Annotated in this window: 19 protein-coding genes; 12 read left to right on the top strand and 7 right to left on the bottom strand. The window is 66.2% G+C overall.

What is annotated here, in order from left to right; translation table 11 throughout:
* The first annotated feature begins 377 nt into the window (after positions 1–377).
* Together HDA39_RS08295 and HDA39_RS08290 are read left to right on the top strand one after the other, a co-directional pair.
* Positions 378–6488, top strand: a complete 6111-nt coding sequence (locus HDA39_RS08295; RefSeq protein ID WP_184794645.1) for a hypothetical protein — start codon at positions 378–380, stop codon at positions 6486–6488.
* The gene (locus tag HDA39_RS08290; RefSeq protein WP_184794644.1) at positions 6415–7140 is read left to right on the top strand and encodes a hypothetical protein; all 726 of its coding nucleotides are present in this window, start codon (positions 6415–6417) and stop codon (positions 7138–7140) included. The genes HDA39_RS08295 and HDA39_RS08290 overlap by 74 nt, the downstream gene beginning before the upstream one ends.
* A gap of 266 nt (positions 7141–7406) precedes the next feature.
* Here HDA39_RS08290 and HDA39_RS08285 read toward each other — a convergent pair whose 3' ends face one another.
* Both HDA39_RS08285 and HDA39_RS08280 read right to left on the bottom strand, forming a co-directional pair.
* Entirely contained in the window at positions 7407–7676 is a 270-nt protein-coding gene (locus tag HDA39_RS08285; protein ID WP_184794643.1) for a hypothetical protein, read from the bottom strand.
* Positions 7636–9000 carry an MFS transporter gene (locus HDA39_RS08280; RefSeq protein ID WP_184794642.1) on the bottom strand — a complete coding sequence of 455 codons (1365 nt, stop codon included), beginning with the start codon at positions 8998–9000 and terminating at the stop codon, positions 7636–7638. Before HDA39_RS08280 ends, HDA39_RS08285 begins: the two co-directional genes overlap by 41 nt.
* Before the next feature lie 73 nt (positions 9001–9073).
* Between HDA39_RS08280 and HDA39_RS08275 the strand changes: the two genes are divergently transcribed.
* A complete protein-coding gene (locus HDA39_RS08275) occupies positions 9074–9943 on the top strand; it encodes a LysR family transcriptional regulator (protein ID WP_184794641.1) in 870 nt (289 codons plus the stop codon).
* 827 nt (positions 9944–10770) lie between these two features.
* On the opposite strand, the gene HDA39_RS08265 is transcribed toward HDA39_RS08275, so the two are convergent.
* Complete coding sequence (locus tag HDA39_RS08265) at positions 10771–12102, bottom strand: M20/M25/M40 family metallo-hydrolase (protein WP_184794639.1); 1332 nt, start codon at positions 12100–12102, stop codon at positions 10771–10773.
* A gap of 189 nt (positions 12103–12291) precedes the next feature.
* Between HDA39_RS08265 and HDA39_RS08260 the strand changes: the two genes are divergently transcribed.
* Complete coding sequence (locus HDA39_RS08260; protein WP_184794638.1) at positions 12292–13053, top strand: carbonic anhydrase family protein; 762 nt, start codon at positions 12292–12294, stop codon at positions 13051–13053.
* A gap of 51 nt (positions 13054–13104) precedes the next feature.
* Here HDA39_RS08260 and HDA39_RS08255 read toward each other — a convergent pair whose 3' ends face one another.
* Positions 13105–13491, bottom strand: a complete 387-nt coding sequence (locus HDA39_RS08255; protein ID WP_184794637.1) for a DUF5997 family protein — start codon at positions 13489–13491, stop codon at positions 13105–13107.
* A gap of 58 nt (positions 13492–13549) precedes the next feature.
* On the opposite strand from HDA39_RS08255, the gene HDA39_RS08250 reads away from it, so the two are divergent.
* Complete coding sequence (locus HDA39_RS08250) at positions 13550–14269, top strand: LysR substrate-binding domain-containing protein (RefSeq protein WP_184794636.1); 720 nt, start codon at positions 13550–13552, stop codon at positions 14267–14269.
* Here HDA39_RS08250 and HDA39_RS08245 read toward each other — a convergent pair.
* Together HDA39_RS08245 and HDA39_RS08240 are read right to left on the bottom strand one after the other, a co-directional pair.
* The gene (locus tag HDA39_RS08245) at positions 14266–15285 is read right to left on the bottom strand and encodes an iron-siderophore ABC transporter substrate-binding protein (RefSeq protein WP_184794635.1); all 1020 of its coding nucleotides are present in this window, start codon (positions 15283–15285) and stop codon (positions 14266–14268) included. The two genes, HDA39_RS08250 and HDA39_RS08245, sit on opposite strands and share 4 nt — an antisense overlap.
* Positions 15286–15381: 96 nt before the next feature.
* Positions 15382–16578: an ROK family protein gene (locus tag HDA39_RS08240; protein WP_184794634.1), complete on the bottom strand. Its 1197-nt coding sequence runs from the start codon at positions 16576–16578 to the stop codon at positions 15382–15384.
* Between the two features lie 115 nt (positions 16579–16693).
* Between HDA39_RS08240 and HDA39_RS08235 the strand changes: the two genes are divergently transcribed.
* From HDA39_RS08235 to HDA39_RS08205, 7 genes are read left to right on the top strand one after another with little or no spacing between them, the layout of a single operon-like run.
* A complete protein-coding gene (locus HDA39_RS08235) occupies positions 16694–18079 on the top strand; it encodes an ABC transporter substrate-binding protein (protein WP_184794633.1) in 1386 nt (461 codons plus the stop codon).
* Position 18080: 1 nt separating this feature from the next.
* Positions 18081–18992: a carbohydrate ABC transporter permease gene (locus HDA39_RS08230; RefSeq protein ID WP_337925674.1), complete on the top strand. Its 912-nt coding sequence runs from the start codon at positions 18081–18083 to the stop codon at positions 18990–18992.
* Positions 18989–19882 (top strand): carbohydrate ABC transporter permease, encoded by an 894-nt coding sequence (locus tag HDA39_RS08225; RefSeq protein ID WP_184794632.1) that lies wholly within the window; start codon positions 18989–18991, stop codon positions 19880–19882. Before HDA39_RS08230 ends, HDA39_RS08225 begins: the two co-directional genes overlap by 4 nt.
* 1 nt (position 19883) lies before the next feature.
* Positions 19884–20201 (top strand): EthD family reductase, encoded by a 318-nt coding sequence (locus tag HDA39_RS08220; protein ID WP_184794631.1) that lies wholly within the window; start codon positions 19884–19886, stop codon positions 20199–20201.
* Complete coding sequence (locus tag HDA39_RS08215; protein ID WP_184794630.1) at positions 20198–21280, top strand: Gfo/Idh/MocA family protein; 1083 nt, start codon at positions 20198–20200, stop codon at positions 21278–21280. Before HDA39_RS08220 ends, HDA39_RS08215 begins: the two co-directional genes overlap by 4 nt.
* Positions 21280–22509 (top strand): Tm-1-like ATP-binding domain-containing protein, encoded by a 1230-nt coding sequence (locus HDA39_RS08210; RefSeq protein WP_184794629.1) that lies wholly within the window; start codon positions 21280–21282, stop codon positions 22507–22509. Before HDA39_RS08215 ends, HDA39_RS08210 begins: the two co-directional genes overlap by 1 nt.
* Complete coding sequence (locus HDA39_RS08205) at positions 22506–23336, top strand: phosphoenolpyruvate hydrolase family protein (RefSeq protein WP_184794628.1); 831 nt, start codon at positions 22506–22508, stop codon at positions 23334–23336. Before HDA39_RS08210 ends, HDA39_RS08205 begins: the two co-directional genes overlap by 4 nt.
* Positions 23337–23491: 155 nt before the next feature.
* Here HDA39_RS08205 and HDA39_RS08200 read toward each other — a convergent pair whose 3' ends face one another.
* Complete coding sequence (locus tag HDA39_RS08200) at positions 23492–23785, bottom strand: DUF4287 domain-containing protein (protein ID WP_184794627.1); 294 nt, start codon at positions 23783–23785, stop codon at positions 23492–23494.
* Positions 23786–23844 lie beyond the last annotated feature (59 nt).

The following is a 23844-nucleotide window of genomic DNA, read 5'->3' as shown; positions in this document are numbered from 1 at the left end:
ATCGCACCCTGACTCAGCTGTGCTGGTCCTCACTTCGGCGAGTCTGTCGCGTGCCTCTGGGCGATTGGATAGGCAAGATGCTAACGACGTGACCAGTTGGGTGCCCCGAGCTCGCCGCCCGGCCGGTCGGGTAGCTCTCAGTCGGCGGCGGATGCCCCGACGAGGTCCAAGCGGCGCACCCATGCCGTCGTCTCAGACTGCTGCAGGTCTCCTGGCATCCGGAACCTTGACCTCCGGGATAGTCACATCAGCTGCGGCCTGCCCTGAAGATCCCAACGCCCAGCTTCTTCCAGCCGAGCCAGATATCGTCGCTTCTTGCAGCCGCAGTGGGCCGCTAATATCAGGAAGCTTGTCTCCGCTAGGAGTTAGGACGCCCCGTGACTGATGCTGACACTGTTCGCGCAACACGTAGTGGAGATCGATTTCACTACCTCTGGGCCTCGCTGCGCGCACTGCGGCTTCTCGACTCGACCACTGGCATTCAGTCGATCAGCATCGAGGGACCGAGCCCAGAGGAGAACGTACCCGGCGAAGAGATCATCGACGTTGCTGAATACTTCGGTGCGAGTACAGACTCCCCGCCCAGTCTCGTGTATTACCATCAGCTGAAGCACTCCTCTGTCCGCATTAATGAACCCATTACAAGTTCCGAACTATCCAAGACATTGGACAAGTTTGCTATCATCTATCGAGAATCCATAGCTAGCGGCCGAAAGAATGAAGTTCGATTCAGTTTCGTCACGAACAGGCAACTAAACTGTAAGGTTCGACAATCCTTAGTTGACTTGGCCGAAGGGAAGCCTCTATCACACCCAACGGAAGGTCAGTACCTCCGCGGCGCGCTTGGATTCGGAAAGGACCTGGCCGCAGAACGAAAGTTCTGTCAGCACTTTACGGTCGAAGACGGAACTTCCGGCGTTGTTGATGTTGAGCGCATTCTCGCCGATGAACTGAAGAGTTTCATCCCGGGCGGCGGCACCGGTTCCGAGCTCGCCGACCTCCTGAACCAAGTTTCCCGCATGGCAACCTACGAGGCAGAGTCGAACACCCTTACGCGCCATGATCTGCTCCTAACGCTACGCACCACCGAGGATCAACTCTTCCCCGCGATGCCAGCGCTCGAGGACCTCGAACATGTTATCCGAACGGACGACGTTGCTAGCGTTGCTTCCAGCCTTCGCACTGGCGCCGAACCCAAACTTCTTCTGACCGCACACGGAGGTGTAGGAAAGTCCATTTTCACCGGAATGCTGAAAGACGAGCTTATCAGTGAATCATTGGTGCTGATCTTTGACAGCTTTGCCGCGGGAGACTACCGACAGATCGGTCAACGGCGACATCAACACAAGATTGCGCTGACCCAGCTTGCAAACGAGCTCGCAAGCAAGGGGCTCTGCACCGCACTGATACCATCGCAGGTCGCGGATCATGGCGATTACGTTCGGGCCTTCGAAAACAAGATTCGCACGGCGTGTGAGCGCCTGAGCGAAGTCAACTCCGACAAATTTCTCACCATCATCATTGACGCCGCCGATAATGCCGTGATGGCAGCTGCCAGATTCGATGAAAGGCCGTTTGTAGCCGACCTTTTCGAGATCGAGTGGCCCACGAACTTTCGCCTGGTCGCCCTTTGTCGACCTGAGCGAAAGCAGCTTTTGAAACTGCCGGGTGACGTCCCTGAGATCGCACTAATTGGATTCAACCAAGGACAAACACTGGCACATCTCCACACTCGATTTCCGATGGCACCTGAGTCCCACGGGGCCCAATTTCACGTCCTGAGTACCGGCAACCCGCGAGTCCAGGCAATGGCGATGGAAGGCGCTCAGACAGCAGCTGATGCCATCTCGGCACTTCAAATCGCAACCAACCGACCAGGGCAAGAGCTCGACAACTTGCTGGCCAAACAGGTCAGTAAGGTCGCCGCGCAAGGACACATGCTCCCGGACGAACTGGAGCGTCTGTGTCAAGCACTCGCCACGATGCATCCGACCATTCCGCTCTCCGATCTCGCCAAAATAACTGACGTCAGCGAAGACGCAATTCGCAGCTTCGCAGTTGCGCTAGGCCGCGGGCTTCATTTCAACAACAACTCACTCCAGTTCCGCGACGAACCGACAGAGACATGGTTCACGAACAACTACAGCCTCACCTCGGCTCAGAGGCGCGACTTCGCAGCCCGCGTTATTCCGCATGCCACGGAGTCAGCCTACGTCGCCACCGTATTGCCTCAGTTGCTGTTTGAAGCCGGTATGATCGGCGAGTTGGTCGACCTAGCGCTCTCCGACGATGGTCTACCGGTGGAAATCGGTGATCTCCAGGCACAGGAGATTGCGCGAGCCCGCGCTCGGTTCGCACTGGGAGCGGCGCTCCGCGCAAAGCGAAACAGTGACGCCGCACTCTTGGCAGTTAGAGCAGGAACCCTCTCGTCGGGACACTCACGTCGGATGAAGATGTTCCGCTCGAATCCCGACATCGCAGCCAGGTTCCTCGACCGGGATACTGTCGATGGGCTGTGCTCGGGACGCGAACTCACTGCCAACTGGCCAGGCTCAAATCTTCACGTAGAAGCTTTGATGCTATCGAGCTTAGTAGACCGACGCGATCTGGGCCGCGCTCGCTATACCGCCTCACGCGACACAATTCACGCCGTCTTGCGACTGGAGAAAAGCGCACGGCGCGAACTCGGCGTGGTGATCACGCACGAAGAGATTGCCGACCTCGCGCTGACGATCACTAATCTAGAAGGTCCCGGTGCCGGTGTTCGTTTTCTGGCAAGGTGGCGACCCCACGGCTTCGTACACGAGGTTAGCGCGAAACTCGCTTCACGGCTCGCCGACGCCGGTCGGATCGAGGAACTCTCCGAGCTAGTGGTTCTGGCCGGCTTCCACAAGCATATGCAAATCGGCGTCATCGAAGCAATGTTCGACTACGGAATCACTCCGTCGAACGAGGCAACAGCCGCGCTCATTGATATGCTGCGCGACCGACAAGTTCCGTTCAGAAGACAGCGGGCACCCTACGCCTACGATAGGGACCTCCGAGGCGTGACCTGGGCGCTGCTGCACGCCGTCCGCATCGGTGCAGTCACCGACGCCGAAGCGCTCCGGATTCTCGACATTCACCTTGAGCCACTCGGGAATCGCGCCGGCGAGCACTGGTCTGGATTGCCGTCCACGAGTTGCCTTCTCGGCCATGCACTAAGTGCTCGACTCTCGGGCCAGTCTCTCGAACTCAAAGATGTCGTTACCCCGGCGCTCTTCAAGCGCCTCTCAGGGGACCGAACAACCGATGACCGCAACACCCGATCGTTCAAGGAAAACATTCCACGACTCTTGCCTTGGGCTGCGTGTCTGGTCGACTCAGTGATAGACGGACCTGTCGAACCTGTGAGTCAGACGCTCAGTGCGCTCGCTTCTGTGGACTTCATCGCAACCCACCACTACGAGACGCCGTTCGTTCGCGTCAACGGAATCGCTGACTTCGCAATTCGGATCCTGGGTCAGCTCCCCGATCCCACTGTTGTCGCTCAGTTTGCGGCATGGCACCAAGCCTCAGGAGAATCACTTACATGGTCCCAACTGACTGCGATCAGGTGCTCCGCGCGCAGTCCGGCTCTGGCTGAGTTCGCGATCGCGGCAGTCAACAGGGCCCTGACCGCGAGCCAGAAGGACCGTACCAACGCCGACGTCCGCGTAGACGAACTCGTCGAATTGGCACGCGCAATCTTGGCAACGAGTGAAACCGAGGCTCGAGCCATCTTCAACGTCGCCGACGGCGAGGCGAAGCTCGTCGGCGATGACGTGCATGTGCGCTGGTACGCGTTGACGAACACCGCCCATCGACTCGGAACAGGCGCGCAGCCGGAGCGTGCATACCGGCTCCTCCAGGTCGGCGAGGCCCTCGACACATCGGAGCGTTCGGACGTTTCCCAACTCGCCAGTGTCCTCTTTCCGATGCACCCTTCGAGTTACTACGCGGCCGCGTCGAGACAACGAGACCGGCGTGCATTGTCATTCGAACGACTGCTCGGACCGATCATGAGAAGTGCATCGAGCCCGGATGGGGCAGTCGGTACGCTCGCTGTCTCCGCATTGGGAGCACCTATCCCGTGGGAATCCGTGACCGAACGCCTATCTCTGCAGGAAATGGCGAGACTGAACGAGATCTATTCTGGCTTCACGAGCTACCTGCGGTCCGAAAGCGACGTCCCGCGGGAGCACCACAGCGCCGACGTCTCTCGCAGTCGGCTGGATACCGAGGCGCCGCATCCGGCGCAGGTAGCAACGCGTTTCGATTTCACCACCGCGGAAGGTTGGAACGGCGCATTCGAGGAGGTCGATTGGTATTCCGATGCACGGGCCGAGATAGTCCGCGGCGGCCTGCACAAGGTCCCTGCAAAGGTGGCTGAGTCCGTTCGTGCACTGGCTGATTCAACTGGGGCTCGGGAGCAGGATTTTGTCGTCGCGGCCACATACGCATCAAGGCGGCCTTCGAACGCCGGGTTAAACGAGTCGATCAGCTACCTGGCAGACGTGTTCGCTGACCGGTTCGCGCCGAACACGGCAACACGCGGGTACGACCGGGAGGAGCTAACGACCTTCGCCGAGGCCACCGGGGTGTCTAAGAACACGCTACTCGAGGCGGGTTTCCTTAAGCTCGGAGAGCGAGCACACACCCTAAATCATGAAGAATACTTCGGCTTGGCGTCCCATATCGCTCGCACACTTGAAGTTCATGAGGCTGAGCTCGTGTTCGACGCGCTCGCTGCGCTTTTCGATGACTTGGCACCACCGGCCACAGCTTCAGACGGGCCGTACGCCAACGTCCCAACTGCTCCGACGGACCCGGCCACGTGCCTTGCAGGCCTGGTCTGGGCGGCGCTCGGCGATATGGCAGTTGCTCGCCGGTGGCAGGCTGCTCACGCGGTACTACTCTTGGTGCAGATCGGGGACCAAGGAACGCTCACTCAATTGGCTGGGTTCGCCGACGGCACAAACGATGTTGCACCATTTCATGACGCCCGGTTCTCCAGTTACGAGCTCCATTCGCGGATGTGGTTTCTATTCGCACTAGAGAGGGCGGCGTCCGAGCCGAACGCAGAACTCCTAAATGCGACTGTTCCGTGGCTTTTCGAAGTCGTCGACGGCCCTCCTCACGCTGCCAATCAAATTCTTGCCCAGAAGACACTCCAGATACTGGCTGACAGCGGCGCGACTGAACGAACCCCGGAGTATGCTGAAAAGCTTTCCCGCCGCCTTATTGCTGAGTGGGAGGAGTTGGACTGGGAGGCGCGTCGCACCCGAAAGGACCCATTCAAGGGCGAGGTGAGCGCAGACCCGGACAACGGTGGCTACCCATTTTTCTTCGACTTCCAGTCCCACTGGGCCCAGAGCCTTGGGCGAGCGTTCGGCACGAACGAGCAGTCCGTGGCCGCGAAGACAGTTGCGATCGCCAGAGACCTCACCGGATATGTCGATGACGCTGACGATCCGCGCCGCGATGCAGGAATCTTCAGACAGAGCGGGTCGTATTTCGATCATCGCAGCTGGCCACAGGAGGACGACTTCACGTTCTACTCCGCGGTTCACTCGCTCCTGACACTGGGGGCGGACTTCGCTCAGCGGCTGAAAGTACTCAAGGAACCTGAATCTCAGCTTGACGAGTACTCCTCGTGGCTGAACGATTTCATGCCGAAACGACGTGATGGCCGCTGGTTGTCCGACCGTAGAGACGCACCTCCTGCACCTGCCCCCGAGTTGCGGATCGTCGGCAGCTCGATTGACGCGTGGCGATGGTCATTGACACCAGCAGCATTCGAGAGCGTTGTCGGGCACGACACGGACTGGATTGTGGTGGATGCGACCTACGACGTTGTATTCAAAGAAATGTCTGAAGACGTCAGTATTTCGAGTGCTTTAATTCCTAATGCGACGGCTCGCGCGTATCTAATTGCGCTTCAGACGAACATTTTAGGAAGTTCTGGGGGGCTCCCGACTACTGATCACAATAGTAGATCCTCGCGCATGCCTACGGGTGGGTCATTGTTTCAACTTTTTCCATGGATAGACGCGTCGCACTACTATGAATCGATCGACCGAGACGACGAGTACGGTAGGAACGTCGTGTTCCCGCCGTCGCGCCCTGGGGCCGCGGTCGTCGACCGATTCGGCCTCGTACCAGACGAAGATCTACGACTGTGGTCAAACGGGACGAGAGAGGTGTTCCGCAGCCACGTTTGGGATGACACTGAGCAGACGAGTCGGGAGTACCGCAGCGGGACGAGTGGCCAGAGACTGACGGTTAGCTCACAGTTTCTGATAGAAGTCTTGGCCGAGCTCGATATGACCCTGGTGGTTGAGGTCGGCCTCAGACGAGATATACACAGATCGTCCTATCATCGGGAGGAATCGGATGAATTCGACAGTGTCGAGCGGTCGACCAAGATCTATCTCATCGGTCCGGACGGACGGTGGACCGAGTACTGAGGCCGCGCTGGAGCTTGGTCGGAAACTCGCCGAAGCGTGTGAGGACCACGACGTAACCGGTCAGTGGATGGCGCACCATCTCGCTGCTCTGGTCACCGCCGCGGATGGTGCCGATGAGATCGCAGTGGAGCAGCGGGTCGAGATCGTCAAGACGATCTTGATGGTCTGGGGTGCTCGGCGTAGGTTGCCTGGGGATCCACCCGCGCATGAGCTTGACATGGTGTTGTCCGCATTGGACGTGCTGGGTGATGACCGACCGTGGAAATTCTCGCGGCTCCAGAAATACGCAGATGGGCTAGATACGGCCGAAGCGGCCGGCGTCCCGCTGGTTGTTAAGGCCGCCTCCCTCGAGCGCCTGACGCGGCAGGCCGTTCTTGCGCTGTTCTGGCTCGCTTGTCAGGAGGCTGCCTCACACAACGAGGACTGGTTGGTGACAGTCACGGCCGCCGTCGCCCCCCTGGAGGACGAGTTGACGTCAACCACTCGACGGGTTCATCGGCGACTCCGCGAGTTCATCGACGCTGAGCAACTGTCTGGGGCGGATGCCGACAAGGAGGCGGGAATCGATACTAGTGTCCTTGCCCTAGGACTGCGGGCGATGGGGGCCGAGCTAGTTGCTATTGCCGACGAACTCGAAACAAATCGTCCCTGAGCCCCTAAGCTGAGACCCTTTTCGAAGCAATGACGACACTGTACTCCGTCCATAGCCGAGAGTGACGTACAGCCCGACAGCACCGCACTGGCCCGCGCTTTGCTGTCCTTCCAATCCAGTACCCTGGCTGGCGTCCTTCCACCACCTCCATCTTCATCGCCGCGAGCATCTCGTACGACACCGCCGCCCCAGGTGGCTAAGCCGGATCATGATTTCCAGCGCACTCGACATGTTCGCCGTCCGCCCGCGATCAGGTCCTCGCGCCCTCACTGCAGCACCTGATCCCACCCACCCGCCGGCAGTTCGGTCCGATCGTCGTCCCCGAAAGCGAAGGCGATGCTCCGCGCGTGCGCGACCAGCTCGTCGTTTTCGGTCGCGATCAGGCACTGGTCGGCGAAGTCCGCGGTCGCGCGCCACAGGAGCGCGTCCGCGATCAGGTCGTTCAGCATGAAGCGGGGCCAGACGTTCCAGAAGTCGCCCAGGTACGGCGTGACCTCAGGGCGCTCCGCCATTGTGGTGATCACGATCTCCGCCATGTCTCGCAGTGTGGCACTCGACCACCTCACCGAGCACCGCATTTCCAGCTACCTCACGCACGGCCGGATCTCGAGGCACCCGGCGGACCACCAGCACCCCAAGCGCGACGACGCTCGTTACCAGCCCGGCACCGATCAACGTGCTCTCCGCGCCGGCCGCCGCGATGATCGGCCCGCCCACGAACAACCCCGCCGAACTGCTCGCACTCACCACCACGCTCTGCCCGGACAACAGCGTTCGCCGTTCAGCGCCGTACGACGACCGCGTGATCAAGATCGAGATCGCCGCGATCCCCAGCACGACGGTCGCCCCCGACAATCCTCCGAGCAGACCGACCGCGAGAGGCGTCGTCCACACCCCCATGCCGGTCCAGCACAACCCCATCACCGTCCAGGCAGCCGAGGCGAGAGGAATCGGCGCGACCCGCCGTACGACGGCCAGCGACACCACCGTCCCCAGCAGCGCGCCCGCGCCGTACCCACTCATCCCTGCCGCGAGGTACACCCCCGGCCGCCCGCGCTCCGCGCCGATCACCGACAGCCCGAGCGTGAACGCGAACCAGGCCAAGCACCCGGTCCCCCGGGCGATCCACCCGTACAGCACGTCCTCCCGTCCGCGAAGGCTCGCTCGGATGGTCGGAGCGGTCTCTCGGCCGCCGGCGCCTCGCAACCGGCGGCCGATGCCCCGCGATCGTCCGCCGACACCCCGCGACCGTCCGCCGGCAGCGGGACCATCCACGGCCACCCGTGAGCGCTCGCTCCGCACCGTCGCTGCCAGCAGCCCGGACATGAGCACCGCCGCAGCCTCGATCCACAGCAGCGTGTTGGTCAGCCCGGTGGCCACCGCGAGCGCTCCAACCGGTGGGCCGACGAGCATGCCGATGCGCCGGAGCCCGTCCTGCCAGGTGAGGAGGAGCACAGCGCGGTCCTCGCCCCACCGGTCGCCGGTGTCCGCGAGGAGCGCCGATCGGCCCGGGGTGGACAGCGCGTCGCCGCAGCCGAGGATCAGGCCGCTCAGGATGAGGAGTCCGGGGTGCAGTACGCCGAGCGCGACCGCGGCGGGGACGATCGCGAGAGCGCCCGCGGACACCAAAGCAACCAGCGCAAGCCGAGGCCCCGAGTCAACCCACTGCCGCGCACGCCGAGCCCACCACGGCGACAAGATCACCGGAATCCCCGCCGCACCGCCTGCCAGCCCAGTGGCAGCGATCGACCCCGTCGACTGCAGTACGACGAGCGGCAGCGCGATCTGCGCGACCCGGAACGCAAAGTCCGCGGCCGCACCTCCGGCCAGCAGTACGACGGCGTCCCGGCGAGCACTCATACCGTCGATCCTCACCGCGACAGCAGGCCGCAGGTAGCCGGCATGAGTTGATCACCGACCATAGCCTGGACCTATGGCCTCATCACCCGGTCCGTCGGTCGACGACCTCCGCCTGGTGCTCACCATCCATCGCACCGGCTCGGTCGGATCGGCTGCCCGTGAGCTGCGGATCTCTCAACCGTCAGCCTCGCAACGCCTCGCGCGCCTCGAACGCGCCTGCGCCGTCCAGCTCTTCGACCGCGACACCCGCGGCGCCCGCCCGACCACCGCCGGCCTCGAACTCGCCCGCCGTGCCGAGCACATCCTCGGCCATCTCGACGAGGTGTACGACGCGACCCGCGCCGCCGCGACCGGCACCCGGCTCGTCGTCGGTACGTTCGCCAGCCTCGCGCCGATCCTCTTCCCGGTCCTCGACGCCGAACTACCCGACATCGACCTCGAGCAACACGTCGACCACGGCCACTACCTCGTCGAAAAGGTTGCCGAAGGCATCATGGACACCGCCCTGATCGCGATCGCCGACCAGATGGTCCTCCCCCGCGGCGCCGTCGCCCGGACCGTCGGCCGCGACGAGCTCGTCCTCTTCGCTCCGGTCGGCGCGGCGCCGCCCACCCGCGGCAAGCAGCCCCTCAAGAACCGCCCGATCCCGTTCTCCACCTACGACCGCGGCGCCGACCATCTCCGCACCCGGCTGATCGCCCTCGGCGCCGCCCCACGACGCGGCGTCACCCTGGCCACCACCATCGCCATGTCCCGCCGCCGAACCCACCTGGCCCTGATCCCCCGCAGCGCCCTCGCCGGCGAACTCCACCCCGGCGAACGCCTGCTCCCCGCCCCGTTTCGCTACCGCCTGACCCTCTCGATGGTCACCCGCACCACCCCACCGGCCGCGCTCACCCAGCTCCTCCCCACCCTGAGATCAGCCCTCAACCTCACCCGCTGACGCCAGTGGGCAGGCCTCACCGACCACCCGCCCACGAACCCGCCCGGCTCGCGCACCGGCGCAACCGTCTGCCGAGCACGTCCGCGCTCCGCACCCCGACGAGCCACCGCAGCGGCCATGAGCCCTTGACCGGTGCACAAGGTCGTGCCGCCTCAGCCGCGCGGATCCCGGCCGAGTCGAACGTTCGCCGGGCGACGCTTTGGTAGATGCCGTCGTCTCACCACGCGACGGCGACCGGTGCCCAGCCTGGCCCTTTCATCAGGACGCGGGCCTGGATCTGACCGAAGACGTGGTCCGCACGCGGCCGCACACGCTTGCCGGCCGGGGCGGTCTCCCTGGCCTTGGCCTGCTTGTCAACCGGGTGCGTGGTCCGGTCGGCTGCCTTCGGCGTAGAGCCCTCGCCGGATCCGGCAGGAGCGCAGCGTCCGAACAATCCGCCTGCGTCCGACGAAGGCGAGGCTATAGGCCACCATCCTTCGGACGCATCGCCGTTGTTCGGACGCATCGCCGTTGTTCGGACCCCCGAGCCTGAGTCACCCCGGCCGGTTCGCGAGCAGGCGGACGACCGGCCGCGCCGCCGACCAGCTGCGGCTGCACCACAGAGCCCCGTCGGCTCAGCCGATCTCGCGAAGCCGTTCCGCGTAGGTGAACGCCAAGAGCCCGTCGAGCTCGTCGCCCGACTCGAAGGTCTCCGCCGCCAGGTCGTCGACCGAGCCGATCGCTCGCATGCCTTTCGTCGCAAGCAACTCCTCGGCAGACAGCGATCGTCTCGTCGCCGGTGGACGGCCCGACCTATCCGTCGCCATGCCTCACGACGTACGCCGTACTCAGGCCTCCGTCAAAAACCGATCCAGCACCCGCGAACCAAACTCCAGCGACGCAGTCGGCACCCGCTCGTCGATCCCGTGGAACATCCCCATGAAATCCAGATCCGGCGGCAGCTGCAGCGGCACGAACCCGAAGCACCGGATCCCCAGCCGCGACCACGACTTCGCGTCCGTCCCGCCCGACATCAGCAACGGCGCAGTCCGCGACTGCGGATCCTCCGCGGCCAGGCAAGACTTCATAGCCTCCACCAGCCCACCACTGAACTCCGTCTCCAGCGCGATGTCCTCGATCACCGTCTCGCGCTGGACCTTGTCGCCGAGCAGCTCGTCGATGGTGGCGAAGAACTCGTCCTCGTACCCGGGCAGGAACCGCCCGTCGATGTGCGCCTCGGCGTCGCCGGGGATCACGTTCACCTTGTAGCCGGCGTTCAGCATCGTCGGGTTGGCCGTGTTGCGGATCGTCGCGCCGAACATCCGGCTGAACGTCCCGAGCTTCGACAGCACCCCCGACCGGTCCTCCGGGTCCAGTTCGGTGCCGAGCAGGTCCTCCAGCGTCTTCAGGAACTCCCGCACCGTCGGCGTCAGCCGCAGCGGCCACTCGTGGTCGCCGATCCGGGTCACCGCGCGGGCCAGTTCGGTGACCGCGTTGTCGTCGTTGATCATCGATCCGTGGCCCGCGGTCCCGCGCGCCTTGAGCCGCATCCAGTTCATGCCCTTCTCGGCTGTCTCGATCAGGTACAGCCGCAGGTCGTCCTGGACGGTGATCGAGAACCCGCCGACCTCACCGATCCCTTCGGTGCAGTCCGCGACGGTCTCCGGGTGGTTGTTGATCAGCCACTGCGCGCCGTACAGACCGCCGGCCTCCTCGTCCGCCGTGAACACCAGCCGCACCGGCCGCCGCGGCTTCACCCCCGCGCGCTGCCGTGCGCGCACGACCGACAGCACCATCGCGTCGAAGTCCTTCATGTCGACCGCGCCGCGCCCCCACACGCACCCGTCGAAGATCTCTCCCGCGAACGGGTCGACCTTCCAGTCCTTCGGATCAGCCGGTACGACGTCCAGGTGCCCGTGCACGAGCAACGGGTCCGCCGACTGGTCCTCCCCTTCCCAGTGCGCCACCAGCGTCGCCCGCCCCGGCTCCGACTCGTAGATCGTCGACTCGATCCCCACCTCGTCGAGCTTCGCCGCGACGTACTCCGCCGCCCCCCGCTCCCCGTTGCTCTTCCCGTTCCCGTAGTTCGTGGTGTCGAACCGGATCAACTCGCTGCACAGATCCACCACCTCGGCCTCAGGCCGGTACGACGGGCTCTCGGGGGTCGTCGGAGAAGTCATGCCCCCATCCTCTCTCACCCCAGGCGCAGCCAGTCAGGTGGTCGCCGTCTGCGCGGTGCCCCCACCGCTGCCCGTAGAGGCGGAGACTCCCCACCCTCCGTGCCGGCCGGCCTACACCGAGCGCATACTGCGAGATGGCCCGGTTGAGGACCGGGCCGTTTCCTGTTCCCGCCCGAAGACGGAGTTCTCGTGTCCCTGCCTGTGTCTCGTCGCGCCCTTCTGCTCGGCGTTCCCGCGACTGCCGCCGTGCTGGCGTCGCCCTCTCTGCTCACCAGCGCCTCCGCGCAGAGTCCGCACCAGAGCCCGATCGACATCCGGACCGGTCACGCCGTGACCAGGCCTGGACTGCCGGCGCTGCACGTCCACTACCCGACCTCGCTCGCGCTCAAGATCCGGTACGAGAGCCGTGACGCCGGTCAGCCCGGTGGCTGCGAGCACCGCACCGCGGAGGAGACGATCCTCGCCGAGATCCCGGCCGGCGCGGCCTGGGTGACGGTCGGCGGTGTGCGCTACGACCTGGTCAACTTCCACTTCCACACCCGCTCCGAGCACCGGCTCAACGGCCACCAGTACGCGCTCGAGCAGCACTTCGTGCACAGCGGCCCGAACGGCGAGAAGCTGGTCGTCGCCCTGTTCATCACTCCCGGCGGCCATGGCGGCACCCTGCAGGACAAGGTGCTCGCGACCGTCCCGGAGGAGTGCGACGAGGACGTCGACCTCGGCCGCGTGAACCTCGCCACGGCGCTGCCGCACGACCTGTCGACGTACCGGTACGACGGTTCGCTGACCACCGCGCCGTACTCCGAGCCGGTCTCGTGGTTCGTCCTCGCTCACCACCGCGAGATCCTCCCGGTCTCGCTGAACCACTTCCAGAGCCGCTTCCCCGACGGCGACAGCCGCGCACTCCAGCCGCTGAACGGCCGCACGGTCAAGTACCGCCCGCAGCACTGACGCAGCGAGCGGGCGGGCCTTCACCGAAGGCCCGCCCGCTCAGACGCTGAATCAGGCCTGGGACCGCTGAGCCTTCTCGGCCTTCAGCTCGGCCGCCTCGCGCTGGACCTCGGCGTGGGTGTTGCGCTCGCGGCGCAGCCACTCCGGGAACTCGTCCTTCAGGGCCTCGATCTCGTCCGTGGTCAGCGGGTCCATCACGCCGGCGCGGGCCAGGCCGGAGATGGACACGCCGAGCTTGGCCGCGACCACCGGCCGCGGGTGCGGGCCGGTACGGCGAAGTTCGCGCAGCCACTCGGGCGGGTCGGCCTGCAGGGCGTTGAGCTGGTCGCGCGAGATCACGCCGTCCTGGAACTCGGCGGGGGTCAGGTCGAGCAGCACACCGAGCTTCTTCGCCGCAGTCGCGGGCTTCATCGTTTGTGGGGATTTCTGCGACGTCATACCGCCAGGGTATCGAGGGTTGACCGGCTCCCCGACCACCGGCGGATAGCCTGACCCGGTGACCGACCCCGACACCCCTGCTTCGTTCCGGCTCGCCTACGTCCCCGGCGTCACGCCGGCCAAGTGGGTCCGGATCTGGAAGGAACGCCTTCCCCGCGTCACGTTGGCCCTGGTCACGGTCACGGCGGCGGAGGCGGCGGACGTCGTACGGACGGGTGGTGCGGACGCCGGGCTGGTCCGGCTGCCGATCGACCGGACCGGGCTGAGCGCGATCCCGCTCTACACCGAGACCACCGTCGTCGTCGTCCCGAAGGACCACCTGGTCACCGCGGCCGAGCAGATCACCGCGGCCGACCTGGCCGACGAGTTCATCCTCTACCCCCAGGACGACACGCTGACCTGGACCGACCGACCGGGTGAGGCGGCAACGATCGTGCCCACGACCACCGCCGAGGCGATCGAACTGGTCGCCGCGGGCGTCGGTCTGCTCGTCGTCCCGCAGTCGCTGGCGCGACTGCACCACCGCAAGGACCTCACCTACCGGCCGTACGTCGACGCGCCCGAGTCGAGCGTCGTCCTGACCTGGCCCGAGGGTGAGCCGAGCGACCTGATGGAACAGTTCATCGGCATCGTCCGCGGCCGGACGGTCAACAGCACCCGCACACCTGAGCGCGTGGAGAAGAAGAACGCCGCTCAGAAGGCCGCCGCCAAAAAGGCACGACGAGCCGCGACCGCGAAGAAGGCACCGGCTCCCCGGCGCGGCAAACCCCGCCGCTAGCTCGCCGGCAGGGCCTTGTTCAGCACGGGTGCGATCTTGCCGGTGATGTACTTGATGCCGAGCGGCCCGCCGATCGAGAACGCGCTGGAGAACTGCCCGCTGTCGGAGTTCGAGTTGATCACCGGAGCGCCGCCGAAGTAGGCCGCGTGCCCGGCCTTCACCGTCGCCAGGTTGTTGTAGACCGGGTTGCTGGTGACCTTCGGGTCGACCTTGCCGTCCTGGTCCGCGGCAGCCAGGAAGATCACGTCGGCGTTCAGCTTCTCCAGCTGTTCCTGGGAGATCTTCACGTAGAAGTCACCGTTGTCGAGGGCATCGATCTGCGGATTGGTCTTGAACCCGAGCGACGTGAGCAGCCGCATCCGCGGGTCCGAAGGGAGCCAGGCCGAGAACTCGTCGGCGCTGAACACCCCGGCGCTGATCGTCTTGCCGGCCCAGCCCGGGTTGGCCTTCGCGGTCTCGGCCACCAGCCCTTCGGTGTCGGCGATCACCTTCGCGCCGTCCGCCGTCCGGCCGGTCGCCTTGGCGATCAGCTCGACCTGCTGCTGCCACGGCACGCCGTACACGTTCTTGGTCCCGGCCGGCGCCGCGATCGTCGGCGCGATCCCGCTGAAAGTCTCGTACTGCAACTTGTCGTTGATCGAGTTCACGTAGAGGATCAGGTCCGGCTTCAGCGCGGCGATCTCCTCGAACTTCGGCTCGAACGACGCCACCAGCTTCGGCGCCGGCCGGTCGCCCAGCGCGTCATTCACCCAACTCCGCGTCTCGGTGAACCCGAACCAGTCCGCGCCGGCGACCGGTACGGCGCCGATCGCGATCGCGCTCTCCATGTCACCGCCGCCGATCGCGACGATCCGCTCCGGCTTCGCCTTGATCTCGGTCGACCCGAACAGGTGGTCGATCGTCACCGGGAACCCGTCCCCGGCCGGCGCGGCCGCGTTCTCCTCGTCGCCCCCACCGCCGCACGCCGCCAGCGCCAGCACCAGCGCCGCCGCAACCGCCACAACCCGAGACCGCATGCCTCTGCTCCTCACAGTTCCGATCAAACCATGGGGAGCCTAACCTAACTCCTGACCGCGCAAGTATCACGGGCCGAAAGGCCGCCCAGCGCAAGGTCAGTCGAGGCTCGCGTGCAGGTAGCTGTCCACCGCCTCCGGCCGGAGCGCGTGCTCGACGACCATCATCGCCGCGCCGTACAGGCCCGCGTCGCCGCCCATCGCGGCCGGCTCGATCCGGACCTTGCCGGCCGGACCGGGCTGCGCCGACCGCGCGATGCTCTCCCGGATCCCCGCGATCAGCTGCTCCTCGGCCTCGGCCAGGTAGCCCCACAGGCTGATCACCGCGGGGTTCAGCAGGTTCACCACGCCCGCGAGCACTTCGCCGATGTCGCGGCCGGCCATCCGTACGGCGTGCCCGGCGTCGACGTCGCCGGCCTTCGCCAGCGCCGCGACGGCTCGGGCGTTCGGTGCGTCGATCCCCTTCTCCCGCAGGCGACGCGCCAGCGCGCCACCGCTCGCGACGGCGTTCAGGCAGCCGACGTTGCCGCAGCTGCACGGGACCTCGGAGTCGCCGACGCGCGTGTGGCCGATCTCGCCGGCCATCCCGGACTCCCCCTGGACGACGTGGCCGTTGATCACCAGGCCACAGCCGATCACCGTGCCGACCTTCACACTGACCAGTACTTCGGGCGCGTCGTCGCGAGCACACAGCTCCCCGAAGGCCAGCAGGTTCACGTCGTGGTCGACGAAGACCGGCACCGGCAACCACTCGGCCAGCACCGCCCGGACCACCTCGTCGGACCACGGCGTCTCGCTCGGATGGCCGGCCAGCTCGACGCGGGCCGGCAGACCGAAGCCGATACCGTGCACCTGCGCGCGATCCTCCCCGAGCCGGACCAGCGCCTGGTCGAAGCCTTCCGTCACCAGCCGCAGGACGTGCCGCGGGCCGTCGGCCAGGTCGATGTCGATCATCTCGCTGCTGAGGATCTCGCCGGCCAGGTCGGTGACCGCCAGCCGGATCCCGGAGATGCCGAGCTGCGCGGCCAGCGTCGTACCGGCGCGGGGGTTGAAGACGAGAGTCGACGCCGGGCGGCCCCGAGAGCCGGTCACCTGCTCGGTCGACGTGCTCAGCAGCTCCGAGGCGAGCAGCAGCTCGACGCGGTCGTTGACCGTCGAGCGGGCCAGGCCGAGCTGGTCGGCGAGCTGGCCGGTCGTCGTCGCCTGACCGCGGCGGACGAGGTCGAGGATCTCGCCCGAGCGGCTGATCCGCGACGCCGGCGGCCGGCGGACGGAACGGTACTCCTGCGTGGTCATCCCGAATTCTCCTGCGGTGTCGGCGTTCTGACTATTTATCACTGTACTCGACATCTTTATGTTGACGGTCGACATTATTGGTCCTACGCTCGCCGAAACGACCCGAGGAGCAGCAATGATCGGACAGACCCGACTGAGCAGGAGACAGCTCTTCAGGACCGGCGGCGCGGCAGCTCTCGCCGCCGGTCTGGGATCCACCGCGCTGGCCGGCTGCGGCGACGGGGCCGGCGGCAGCGGCGGCGGGTCCGACCTGACCTTCATGTACTGGGGATCGGCCTTCGAGAAGAAGGCGATCGACGAGATGCTGAAGAAGTACGCCAAGGACCACGACGGCGCGACGATCGACCCGATGTTCGTGCCGGTCTCGAACTACCCGACCAAGGTCTCCAGCCTGGTCGCCGCCAACACCCCGCCGGACCTCGGATACCTCGGCACGTCCCAGATGTACGACCTGGCCCAGAAGGACCTGATCCTCAACCTGTTCCCGTACCTGGACAAGTACCCCGACCTCAAGGACCGGCTGCCGAGCAGCTACTTCTGGTACGGCAAGGACAAGCTGGCCGCGAACCAGCTCGCGATGGGCGTGCAGATTCTCTACTACAACACCGACGCGTTCGCGGCGGCCGGTCTCGACCCGGCGCCGTTCACGGCGCAGACGGCGTGGAGCTGGGACGACTTCGTCCAGGCCGCCGACAAGCTGACCGTCGACCAGAACGGCAAGCACCCGTCCGAGGACGGGTTCGACAGTGGCAAGGTGAAGCAGTTCGGCACCATCGCCCCGTTCGGCGGCGGCGGGCTGTACAGCCTGCTGCGGTCCAACGGCGCCGACGTCGTGAACGCCGACGGCACGAAGTTCGCGCTCGACTCCGCGGCGGCCGTCGACGTGCTGCAGAAGATCCAGGACCTGATCTACGTCCACCGGGTCGCTCCGACCCCGGCCCAGCTCGGGAAGAACGCCCCGACCAGTTCGGTCCAGCTGCAGACCAAGCGCATCGGCATGCTGATCGACGGCAACTGGCAGATGCTCGACCTGATGGAGGGCAAGGTGCCGTTCGGCGTGGGCGTGCTGCCCAAGTTCCAGGAGTCGCTCACCATGACCGGCGGCGCGGCCGGCGCGATCTTCGCGAAGACCAAGCAGCCGGAGGAAGCGATCGAGCTGTACCTCTACTACAACGATCCCGCGCACGTCGACCTGTTCAAGGACGGCCTGTGGGCGCCGCTGCAGAAGAAGTACTACACCGACCAGGCCGAGATCGACAAATGGGTGCTCAAGGACAAGTACCCGGCCAACTTCCAGACCGCCGTGGTCGAGACGACGCTCGAGCACGGCGTCACCGACTGGGGCCAGCAGATGAAGAACTCCGAGCGCATCCACCAGGTGTTCGACCCGGCAATCGAACAGGTCAGCCTGAACAAGGGCGCGCCGATCGACATCGTGAAGGCGCTGAAACCGAAGATGCAGCCGCTGCTGCAGGGCAAGTGGCCCACCCAGGAGCTGTGACGTGGCAGGCCGTCTGAAGCAGCCAAGCCCTTTGACGACGGAAGGCCGCTGGGGTGTGCTGCTGGCCCTGCCCGCGATCATCGGCTTCGTCGCGTTCACGCTGGCACCGATGATCGCGTCGCTGGTGATCAGCCTGACCGACTGGACGATCGGCGGAAAGCCGAGCTTCGTCGGACTGGCCAACTACAAGAGGATGTTCACCGCCGACGACAGCTTCTACAAGTCGCTGTGGGCGACGCTGTACTACACGCTCGGCGCCGTACCGCTGCTGCTGATCGTCGCCTTCGCCGTCGCGCTGCTGCTGAACCAGCCGGTCCGCGGCCAGGCCGTGTTCCGGGTGATCTACTACCTGCCCGCGATCGTTCCGATCGTGGCCAACTCGATGCTGTGGATCTGGTTGTTCAACCCGGACTTCGGACTGCTCAACACGGTGACCGAGAAGGCCGGGCTGCCGCGCTCGCAGTGGATCTTCGACGAGAGTACGGCGATCCCGTCGCTGGTCCTGATGTCGGTCTGGGGGTTCGGCAACGTCGCTGTCATCTTCCTGGCGGGACTGCAGGGCGTGCCGCGCCAGCTGTACGAGGCGATCTCCGTCGACGGCGGCGGGACCTGGCGCAAGTTCCGCCACATCACGCTGCCGATGATGACGCCGACGATCTTCTACAGCCTCGTCACCGGCGTGATCGGCGCACTGCAGGTCTTCGTGCAGGCCGCCGTGATGACCGAAGGCGGCCCCAACGACTCGACGCTGTTCTACATCTACTACCTGTACCGGACCGCGTTCACCAACAACGAGATGGGCTACGCCAGCGCGCTGGCCTGGATCCTGTTCCTGGTGATCATGGCCGTCACCGTCGTGCTGTTCCGCAACTCCAGCCGATGGGTCTACTACGAGGCGGGGAGCACCCGATGACCGCAGTGCTGGACAAACCCGCCGTCGCGACCGACGTACCGGCTGCGCGCCGGCCGCTCGCACCGCGAGGGCTCGGCAAGAAGATCCTCGTCTACGCGCTGCTGGTGGCCGGCGCGATCCCGACCCTGCTGCCGCTGATCTGGCTGGTCCGCAGCGCGCTGATGAACAGCGGCCAGATCTTCGTCTCGCCGCCGCAGTGGATCCCGAAACCGTTCGCCTGGGACAACTTCACCGGCGCGCTCACCCAGGTGCCGTTCGCCCGCTACTTCCTGAACACGCTGATCATCGAGGCCGGGGTCCTGATCGGGACGCTGCTGTCCTGCTCGCTGGCCGCGTTCTCGTTCGCCCGGCTGCGCTGGAAGCACAAGAACCTGGTCTTCGGCCTGCTGATGTCCGGCGTGATGCTCCCGTACGCCGTGACGCTGATCCCGACCTTCCTGTTCTGGCAGAAGGTCGGGATGGTGAACACCTACGTGCCGCTGGTACTGCCGTCGTTCTTCGGGACGGCCGTGTTCAACATCTTCCTGCTTCGCCAGTTCTTCCTGTCGATCCCGTACGAGCTGGACGAGTCGGCCTACATCGACGGCGCGTCACCGTTCCAGGTCTACTGGCGGATCATCCTGCCGCTGTCGAAACCGGCGCTGGCCGTGGTCGGCGTGTTCACCTTCCTCGGCGTCTGGAACGACTACCTCGGACCCCTGATCTACCTCAACGACTCCGACAAGTACACGCTCGCGATGGGCCTGGCCTCGTTCCAGGGCACCTACACGGCACAGTGGGGTTACCTGATGGCCGCGGCCGCCGTCGTGCTGCTGCCGATCGTGCTGCTGTTCGCCTTCGCGCAGAAGTACTTCGTCGAGGGCATCGCGCTGACCGGACTGAAGGGCTGACATGTACAAGGTGACCGTGCTCTACGGAACCCCGGACGACATCGGGGCGTTCGACCGGTACTACGACGACAAGCACATCCCGATCGCCCAGCGGATGGTGGGCCTGAAGCGCTGGACGGTCTGCCGGTTCGACCCGGCGCCGGACGGCACTCCCCCGGCGTACCACTACCAGGCCGAGCTCTACACCGACAGCCGCGCCGATCTCGAGCTGGTGCTGGAGTCCCAGGCCGGCCGCGAGGCGAACGCCGACCTGGACAACTTCGCCACCGGCGGCGCCGTCTTCCTGTTCGGCGAGGAACGGGAGGTGCCGGTCCGATGAGCATCGACGTGATCGTGGTCGGCCTCGGGTTCGGCGCCGACTTCGTCCCGATCTACCAGGCCCACGAGTCGGTCGGCCGCGTCGCCGTGGTCGACAGCGACCCAGCCCGTACGGCGGCCGTCGCGGACCGGCTCGGGATCGCCGACCGGTTCGACAGCCTTGAGGAGGCTCTGGCCGCGCCCGGGTGGGACGCCGTCCACCTGCTCACTCCGGTCGCGCTGCACGCGGGCCAGGTCCAGCAGGTGCTGAAGTCCGGCCGGCACTGTGCGTCGGCGGTGCCGATGGCAACGACCCTGGACGATCTCGACCAGCTGATCGCCACCCAGGAAGGTGCCGGGCGCAACTACATGATGATGGAGACCGCGGTGTACTCGCGCGAGTACTTCCACGCGCGGTCGCTGCTGGACTCGGGACGGCTCGGACGGCTTGCGTACTTCCGGGGTGAGCATCTGCAGAACCTCGACGGCTTTCCGCCGTACTGGCTGGGGTATCCGCCGATGCACTACGTCACGCACGCGCTCTCGCCCGCGCTGGCACTGGCCGGGTCGCGGGTCGAGTCGGTGCGGTGTCTCGGGTCGAGCCCGCTGACGCCGGATCGCATCGGCGTCGCGGGGCCGGGCTACGGGACGGAGGCCGCGCTGTTCCAGTTGGCTGGTGAGTTGGTGGCCAACGTCACCATGTCGTTCTTCCAGCTCGGCCGCAGCTACCTCGAGGGCTTCTCCGTGTACGGCGACGAAGGCGCGCTGGAGTGGCCGCAGCTGGAGGGCGGGCCGATGAAGGAGTTCGCCATGCGGCCGCTGGAGCCCGGGCGGCGCGGACGGGCGGTCGACGAGCGCGACGTACGGCCTGACGGTGCGCCCGAACTGCTGCCCGTGTCGTTGCGACCGTTCACTGCCGGCGGGCACGGCGGGTCGCACCCGCACCTCGTGCACGAGTTCGTGTCGAGCATCGTCGAGGAGCGCCGGCCGCGGGTCGATGCGCGGACGGCGGCGACCTGGACCGCGCCGGGGATCTGCGCCCACCAGTCGGCACTGCAGGGCGGGGCCGAGGTGCTCGTGCCGGACTACGGGATCAGTTGATGCCGGCGATCGCGCTGATCGGCGCGCTCGACACGAAGGCCGCCGAGTACGCGTTCCTGCGCGACCGGATCAGTGAGCTGGGCGCGACCTCGGTGCTGATCGACGTCGGCGTACTGGGTGAACCGGGACTGGATGCCCTCGGCAACTCTCGCACCATCACGCGGCAGACCGTCGCACACGCCGGTGGCGATGAGCTGGACCGGCTGCGCCGCGCCGGTGACCGGAACACTGCGATGACCGTGATGGGTCGTGGTGCTGCGGTGATCGTGCTCGAACTGGTCGCCCGTGGTGAGGTCGACGCCGTACTGGCCGTCGGCGGCTCGAACGCGGCGTACGTGATGGCGGAGGTCAGCGCGGCACTCCCGCTCGGCCTCCCCAAGGTGCTGGTCTCCACGATCGCCGCCGGCGACACCACGGCGTACGTGCGTGAGGCCGACCTGACGTTGATGTACCCCGTGGTCGACATCAACGGGCTCAACCGGCTCAGCCGTCCGGTTCTCGCCAACGCGGCCGCGGCCTGCGTGGGGATGGCGTCGGCTTCCCGCCGGTCAGGTGACGACGGCGCCTTGGTTGCCGTGAGCATGTTCGGGGTGACGACGGTGTGCGGGAGCGCGGTCGTCGCCGGGCTGGACGAGCGTGGCATCGAGGCGGTGACGTTCCACTGCACGGGAGTCGGCGGGCGGACGCTGGAGTCGCTGGTCCGCAGTGGCGGCGTACAGGCTGTCGCGGATCTGACCACGACCGAGCTGGCCGACGAACTGGTCGGCGGGGTCTGCTCGGCCGGTGCTCAGCGGTTGACGGCGGCCGCGAGCACCGGCGTACCGCAGGTGGTGAGTGTGGGAGCGCTCGACATGGTCAACTTCTACGGGCCCGAGCGCGTCCCGTCGCGCTTCCGCGATCGGCACCTGCATCCGCACAACCCGGCCGTCACGCTGATGCGCACGAGCGTCGACGAGTGCGCGGAACTCGGCCGGCGGATCGCGTCCAGGATCAACCCGTCGACCGGGCCGGTGGCCGTGCTGTTCCCCCATCAAGGGCTGTCGCAGCTGTCGGTGCCCGGTGCGCCGTTCCACGACCCGGCCGCCGATCACGCGCTCTACACCGCCCTCCGCGCCGCATTGCGGCCGGACATCGTGGTACACGACTTCGACACCGACCTCAACGATCCCGCGGTGTCCGCCGCCGCGGTGGACCTGCTGGCCACCTGGCTGGAGAAGGAGACGAGATGAACACTCTGTCCCGCGCCGAACTGCTGGCCGGATTCCGCCGCAAGGTCGCCGAGGGGCGCCCGATCATCGGCGGCGGCGCCGGTACCGGGCTGTCCGCGAAGTGCGCCGAGGAGGCCGGGCTCGACTTCGTCGTGATCTACAACTCGGGCCGGTACCGGATGGCCGGCCGCAGTTCGATGGCCGGCCTGATGCCGTACGGCGACGCGAACGCGATCGTGATGGAGATGGGCTCGGAGGTGCTCCCGGTGACCAAGCAGCTCCCGGTGATGGCCGGCGTCTGCGGGTCGGACCCGTTCCGCGACATCCCGCGGTTCCTCGACAAGGTCAAGGAGGCCGGGTTCGCCGGGGTGCAGAACTACCCGACGGTCTGCCTGTTCGACGGCATCATCCGGGCGAACCTGGAGGAGACCGGCCTCGGCTTCTCCACCGAGGTCGCGATGGTCGCCGCCGCCCGCGAGCGCGACCTGGTCACGCTCGCCTACGTGCACGACGAGGCCGAGGCGACCGCGATGACCGAGGCCGGCGCCGACGTCCTGGTCCCGCACATGGGCCTGACCACGTCCGGCATGATCGGCGCCCAGAGCAGCCTCACGCTCGACGAGTCCGTCGACCTGGTGACCCGGTTGCGCGACGCGATCTTCGCGGTGAACCCCGACGCCCTGGTGATCTGCCACGGCGGCCCGATCGCCACTCCCGACGACGCCCGCCACGTCCTGGCCAAGGTCGAGGGCGTCGTCGGCTTCCTCGGCGCCAGCAGCATGGAACGCCTCCCGACGGAGGTCGCCATGGTCAACCACATGAGCAGCTTCCACGAGATCCGCAACTGACCTGTACGCCGGGCGGCGCACGCCGCCCGGCAGCGCCTCCGCCCCAGCCCGCGCCCGCGCAGCGTGGCGTGGCGTTCCGAGCCATCCGGCCGGACCCCGCCACAGCACGCCCGCGAAGCGTGGCGCTCCGGGCGGCCCGCCCTCCCCTCCCTCTCTCACCCGACGGGGTTGGTGGCCTTCCCGTCCAGCCAGAGCTCAGCGCTCGCGTCCCGGTGCACGCCGGTCGTGCCCACGTGCTTGTCGCTGATCGTCGTGCCGTTCTTCACCACGTGCAGGAACGCCATCGCGTGCCCGCGGCCCACGCCGTACTCGTCCTTCAACCACTCCGCCAGCGGCGCGATCTTCGTCTCCGGTCCCTCGAAACCCTTCTCCCGGGCGACCTCCAGCAGCGCCCGCGGGGTCATCCCGGTCTTCTCCTCGATCTTGTCCAGGTACGCCTGAAAAGACATGGTCCAGCCTTTCGTCGATATCGATCCTCACCCCTGCGTCGAACGGCCCGACGCGAGAT

The sequence above is a fragment of the Kribbella italica genome (assembly GCF_014205135.1).
Taxonomy (GTDB): Bacteria; Actinomycetota; Actinomycetes; order Propionibacteriales; family Kribbellaceae; genus Kribbella; species Kribbella italica.
This window is presented reverse-complemented; position numbering and strand designations above follow the sequence as displayed.

What these genes read in the sequence shown, in the direction of transcription:
- HDA39_RS08275 (WP_184794641.1), top strand. Translation starts at nt 9,074, where the DNA reads ATGGCCTCATCACCCGGTCCGTCGGTCGACGACCTCCGCCTGGTGCTC.
- HDA39_RS08205 (WP_184794628.1), top strand. Translation starts at nt 22,506, where the DNA reads ATGAACACTCTGTCCCGCGCCGAACTGCTGGCCGGATTCCGCCGCAAG.
- HDA39_RS08210 (WP_184794629.1), top strand. Translation starts at nt 21,280, where the DNA reads ATGCCGGCGATCGCGCTGATCGGCGCGCTCGACACGAAGGCCGCCGAG.
- HDA39_RS08280 (WP_184794642.1), bottom strand. Translation starts at nt 9,000, where the DNA reads ATGAGTGCTCGCCGGGACGCCGTCGTACTGCTGGCCGGAGGTGCGGCC.
- HDA39_RS08285 (WP_184794643.1), bottom strand. Translation starts at nt 7,676, where the DNA reads ATGGCGGAGATCGTGATCACCACAATGGCGGAGCGCCCTGAGGTCACG.
- HDA39_RS08235 (WP_184794633.1), top strand. Translation starts at nt 16,694, where the DNA reads ATGATCGGACAGACCCGACTGAGCAGGAGACAGCTCTTCAGGACCGGC.
- HDA39_RS08200 (WP_184794627.1), bottom strand. Translation starts at nt 23,785, where the DNA reads ATGTCTTTTCAGGCGTACCTGGACAAGATCGAGGAGAAGACCGGGATG.
- HDA39_RS08215 (WP_184794630.1), top strand. Translation starts at nt 20,198, where the DNA reads ATGAGCATCGACGTGATCGTGGTCGGCCTCGGGTTCGGCGCCGACTTC.
- HDA39_RS08290 (WP_184794644.1), top strand. Translation starts at nt 6,415, where the DNA reads ATGAATTCGACAGTGTCGAGCGGTCGACCAAGATCTATCTCATCGGTC.
- HDA39_RS08255 (WP_184794637.1), bottom strand. Translation starts at nt 13,491, where the DNA reads ATGACGTCGCAGAAATCCCCACAAACGATGAAGCCCGCGACTGCGGCG.
- HDA39_RS08225 (WP_184794632.1), top strand. Translation starts at nt 18,989, where the DNA reads ATGACCGCAGTGCTGGACAAACCCGCCGTCGCGACCGACGTACCGGCT.
- HDA39_RS08220 (WP_184794631.1), top strand. Translation starts at nt 19,884, where the DNA reads ATGTACAAGGTGACCGTGCTCTACGGAACCCCGGACGACATCGGGGCG.
- HDA39_RS08245 (WP_184794635.1), bottom strand. Translation starts at nt 15,285, where the DNA reads ATGCGGTCTCGGGTTGTGGCGGTTGCGGCGGCGCTGGTGCTGGCGCTG.
- HDA39_RS08265 (WP_184794639.1), bottom strand. Translation starts at nt 12,102, where the DNA reads ATGACTTCTCCGACGACCCCCGAGAGCCCGTCGTACCGGCCTGAGGCC.
- HDA39_RS08240 (WP_184794634.1), bottom strand. Translation starts at nt 16,578, where the DNA reads ATGACCACGCAGGAGTACCGTTCCGTCCGCCGGCCGCCGGCGTCGCGG.